Source organism: Pontibacillus salipaludis (assembly GCF_014642405.1).
Taxonomy (GTDB): domain Bacteria; phylum Bacillota; class Bacilli; order Bacillales; family BH030062; genus Pontibacillus; species Pontibacillus salipaludis.
In genome coordinates this window covers 1-1,888 of sequence record NZ_BMIN01000036.1, presented here as the reverse complement: position 1 = coordinate 1,888, position 1,888 = coordinate 1, and the positions used below count along the sequence as shown (strand labels likewise).

Annotated in this window: 1 protein-coding gene; it reads left to right on the top strand. The window is 45.0% G+C overall.

Annotated elements, in window-relative coordinates:
- Nucleotides 1-553 precede the first annotated feature (553 nt).
- Nucleotides 554-1,813: a group II intron reverse transcriptase/maturase gene (ltrA, locus tag IEW76_RS20670; protein WP_188656256.1), complete on the top strand. Its 1,260-nt coding sequence runs from the start codon at nt 554-556 to the stop codon at nt 1,811-1,813.
- The last annotated feature ends 75 nt before the right edge of the window (nt 1,814-1,888 follow it).

The window sequence follows — 1,888 nt, the reverse complement described above, 5'->3', positions numbered from 1 at the left end:
TTTTTTGGTGTGCCCGGCATGGACGTAAGCTTTAGGGTTAAAGTCCCGAACGGTGAAGGTCGTTGTAGCCGTTAGCCAAAGACAAGGGTGTCTGGGGCGACCCAGAATCTAAAGGAAGTCGGAGGCAAATTTCCGAACCGAGGAACACGAACCTCATAAAAGGCTGTCCCTCTTGGATAAGGTGGCCAAACACACCAAAGTCCAACGACCAAAGGGAGTGGCAGTAAATGGGGCGGTGATGGAAAGGAAGCGTGCGTCCTTACCCGGGGAGATCTGTTGATGAGCGAAGTACACTTCGTAACCTACTCAGTGATGAGTAACTGAATCAACAGAAGTCAGCCGAAGTCATAGTACTAACTTAGTCTCGAGATAAGTTAGGAAGGACTGAATCTTTAAGGAAGAACGATCCTTTCGGACGCATACCTCTGTAAAGACACAGACAACTCATAAGGAGCTTATCCAGAGGAGGAAGTGATGAAGTTCACGGGGGACTTTGGAAGGGTGGAACAGAGTATGAATAGAAGAAAGACGATCGTTCGCGTAGGAGAGTTAAATTATGATGAACCGAATCTTATCACGGGACAATCTCATACAAGCTTTAAAGCGAGTTGAACGCAATAAAGGTAGCCACGGAGTCGACGACATGCCCGTACAAAACCTACGAAGGTATGTGACTGACCACTGGACTACATTGCGAAATCAACTTGAGACGGGAACCTATCAACCATCTCCCGTACGTCGAGTCGAAATCCCGAAACCAGACGGTGGAGTACGATTGTTGGGTATCCCTACTGTGGTAGATCGGTTTATACAACAAGCGATTGCCCAAGAACTCACGAAAGTATTTGATCCTCACTTTTCAAATTACAGCTATGGTTTCCGTCCAAATCGGAACGGTCACCAAGCAGTCCGACAAGCTAAAGAATATATTCGAGAGGGAAGACGTTGGGTTGTTGATATGGACTTAGAAGCATTCTTTGATAAGGTGAACCATGATAAGCTCATGGGATTACTCTCTAAGACCATTAAAGATAGTGCTTTACTTCGAACCATTAAACGTTATCTAGAATCGGGTATCTTAATGGAAGGAGTTAAGGTTCAATCCCAAGAAGGGACCCCGCAAGGTGGTCCTCTCAGTCCACTACTAGCGAATATTATTTTGAACGAATTGGATAAGGAATTAGAAAGTAGAGGACTTAGTTTCGTGAGGTACGCTGATGACTTCCACGTCTATGTGCGGTCGAAGAAGTCAGCGCATCGTGTGATGAACTCTATTACAGAGTTCATCGAACAAAACCTAAAATTAAAAGTTAATCTCGGTAAATCAGCCGTGGATCGACCTTGGAGAAGAAAGCTCCTTGGATTTAGCTTTACCAACAACCGGAATCCTAAGGTTCGAATACACTCGAAGAGTGTAAGGAGGATGGAGCAAAAGGTTCGTGAGCTGACATCTAGATCAAAAGGATGGTCTATGGATCGCCGTATCAAAGAGCTAAACAAATATTTAACTGGCTGGTGCGGTTACTTCGCATTAGCTGACACGAAGAGTGTCTTTTCCTCATTTGATACCTGGATACGGCACAGATTAAGGATGTGCGCTTGGAAGGATTGGAAACTTCCTCAAGCCAGGAAAAGAAAGTTAATCCATTTAGGAGTCCCAAAGAGGAAAGCACACGAATGGGCAAATTCAAGGAAAGGCTATTGGCGAATCGCCAATAGCCCAATATTAAACAAAGCCCTAAACAATTCTTACTGGAATCGTCTAGGGCTTCGTAGTTTATCTCATCGATATAAACTTTTACGTCAAACTTAAGGAAACCGCCGAGTACGGACCCGTACGCTCGGTGGTGTGAGAGGACGGAGGTTAGTCACCTCCTCCTACTCGATT